The sequence below is a fragment of the Streptomyces phytophilus genome (genome assembly GCF_013870535.1).
Lineage (GTDB): Bacteria > Actinomycetota > Actinomycetes > Streptomycetales > Streptomycetaceae > Streptomyces > Streptomyces phytophilus.
The window spans coordinates 1-2,668 of record NZ_JACBXC010000857.1 but is presented as its reverse complement, the minus strand read 5'-3'; the positions used below and the strand labels follow the sequence as shown (position 1 = coordinate 2,668).

Annotated in this window: 3 protein-coding genes; all 3 read right to left on the bottom strand. The window is 71.4% G+C overall.

Annotation, left to right across the window (positions count from 1 at the left end):
• Nucleotides 1-37 precede the first annotated feature (37 nt).
• On the bottom strand, nt 38-685 hold the full coding sequence (locus H5J30_RS26275) for a hypothetical protein (RefSeq protein WP_181789820.1): 648 nt from the start codon (nt 683-685) through the stop codon (nt 38-40).
• Nucleotides 686-849: 164 nt separating this feature from the next.
• Nucleotides 850-1,326, bottom strand: a complete 477-nt coding sequence (locus tag H5J30_RS26270; protein ID WP_181789819.1) for a sec-independent translocase — start codon at nt 1,324-1,326, stop codon at nt 850-852.
• Nucleotides 1,327-1,482: 156 nt separating this feature from the next.
• On the bottom strand, nt 1,483-2,668 hold a 1,186-nt coding region (locus H5J30_RS26265; RefSeq protein ID WP_181789818.1), incomplete at its 5' end, for a S1C family serine protease.

Here is a 2,668-nt window from a genome sequence, read left to right as displayed (position 1 = left end):
CCCGTACGCGATCCGCGCCCCGGACCGCCGCGAGAAGCTACGCGCGGCGGTCTTCGTACGCCGTAATGTCCTTGATCACCGAGAACGCGAGCCCGTACGCGCTCATGCCGCGGCCGTACGCGCCCAGGTGCACCTGGTTCTGCGTCGTCCCCGCCAGCACCCAGCCGAACTCCGACTCCCGGTAGTGGAACTGCGTCGCCTCGCCGTCGACCGGCAGCGACAGCGCCGACCAGCCGGACCCCTCCAGGTCGTCGGCCAGCTCCCAGGCCACCGACGTCTGCTGGTCCAGCCACTCCTCGCGCATCTGGCGCTCCATCTGCGTCGGCCAGGTGCACGACAGCAGCCCCGAGCCGGCCAGCCAGGCCGCCGACGACACCGACGTCGCCTCCAGCACCCCGGTGCCGTCCGCACTGCGCCGCACGGGGCGGCTCGCGACGGTCACGACCACCGCGAAGCGGTGCTCGCGCATGCCGGCCTCGGCGAGGTACGAGGGCACGTCCCCGTGGCCCACCGTGCCGTGCTCCACACCCCCGTCGCCGCCGCCGGTCGTCTGCAGCCAGCGCGGGCCCGCGAACGCGCCGTCCAGCCCGTACCAGGGGAAGGACGCCCGCAAAAAGCTGTCCACCAGGCGTGGCTCGGACTCCTGAACCGTCCCCCCGGGCTCCGCCTCGCTCGTCATCTCCATCAGCGTGGTGCCTCCTCGTGGCCTGGACCTGTCAGTCGGCGGTCGCCCCCCGCCGGGGCGCACGCCCCGCCTGGCACACCGCATGCCGGGCGCTCACCCAGACACACGGGAGGATATCCACCTGCATACGCTAGGACAGGCAGGTGGTCTGATATGTGAGCCGATCAGGTGGCGTCCGAGTCGTACGGCGGACGCTCGGCCGTAGCCGTGCCCTTGGCCTCACCTGCGGTGTCGCTCTTGCCGCCGGTGCCGCTGCCGCCGTCCTTCGTCAGGCTCAGCCGCTTGCCGCCGCCCGCGCCGTCGTCCTCGACGTCCCCCACGGTGCGCGCCGCCTCGCCGACCTCGGCGACCTCCTTCTTGAGGTCGAAGCCGTTGCGGATCTCCTTCAGACCCAGGTCGTCATTGTCGAGGAGGTGCTTCTTGGCGAAGTTCTTCGGGTTCAGGTCCTCGAACTCGAAGTCCTTGAACTCCGGGCCCAACTCCTTGCGGATGTCCTCCTTGGCCGTGTCGGAGAACTCCCGGACCTTGCGGACGAACCGCATGGTGTCCTGGATGACCTTGGGCAGTTTGTCGGGGCCGAAGACGATGGTGGCCAGGATGATGAGCGCGACCAGCTCTAGGGGTCCTATGTCGAAGAACACCTGACACTCCTTGCTGTCCTGTCCGTCGGCCCGCTGCCGGCAGGTCCGGGCGACTCTCACGGTACCTGGCGACCCTGCCCTACCGGGAGTACCGCATCGGCCGCGGTGGACTGCTCCACCGCGGCCCTTGCGGGGTTTTAGCGGTTTTTGACGGGGTCAGCCGGTGGACTCGCCCTCGCCGAGCGTGAGGTCGACGGTCAGCTCCTCGCCGTCCCGCTCCACGGTCAGGCTCAGCTTCTCGCCGGGGCTGCGGCTGCGGATCTTGACGATCAGCTCCTCGCCGTTGTGCACGGCATCGCCGTCGACCCCGGTGATGACGTCCCCCGGCTCGATGCCCGCGGTGTCGGCGGGGCCGCCCGGGGTGACCGGCTCGGTGCCGCCCTCCTCCGCGGAGGAGCCGACCTGGGCGCCGTCGCCGGTGTACTGCATGTTGAGCGTGACGCCGATGACGGGGTGCGTGGCCTTGCCGGTGTTGATCAGCTCCTCGGCGACTTCCGCGCCCTTGTTGACCGGGATGGCGAAGCCGAGGCCGATGCTGCCGCCCTGGTCGGTCTGCGGCTCGCCGCTGCCGTTGTCGGCGGCGCGGATGGCGCTGTTGATGCCGATCACGCGGCCCTCGGAGTCGAGGAGCGGGCCGCCGGAGTTGCCGGGGTTGATGGGGGCGTCGGTCTGCAGGGCGTTGACGTACGAGATGTCGCTGCCGTCGCCCTGCTCGCCGCCGGCGGTGATGGGGCGCTCCTTGGCGCTGATGATCCCGGAGGTGACGGTGTTGGGCAGGTCGTACGGTGCGCCGATGGCGACGACGGGGTCGCCGACGGCGACGGAGCGCGAGTTGCCCAGCCGCAGCGGCTTCAGCCCGGAAACGCCCTTGACGCGGACGACGGCGAGGTCGTAGCCGGCATCGCCGCCGACGACCTCGGCGGACTTGGACTCGCCGCCGCTGAACGTCACCGTTATGTCGCCGCCCTCCTCGGCGGGCTGCACGACGTGGTTGTTGGTCAGGATGTGCCCGCGCTTGTCGAGGACGAAGCCGGTGCCGGTGCTCTGCTCGGCGACACCGCTGACGCGCAGCGTCACGACCCCGGGCAGCGCGGACCGGGCGATCCCGGCGACGCTGCCGGGCGGGCGCTTGCCGCCGTCGTCGGCGGCGGAGGACTGGTCCAGCTCCAGCTGGCCGGGGGTGCCGTTGCGCTCGATGTAGCTGCCGATGGCGCCGCCGATGCCGCCGGCGGCGAGGGCGATGACGAGGGCCCCGACGAGGGTGGCCAGGCGCCCTCTGCGCCGCTCCGGCGGGTGTCGCCGTGGGCCCTGGGCACCCAGATGCGGCCGTCGTTGCGCAGCG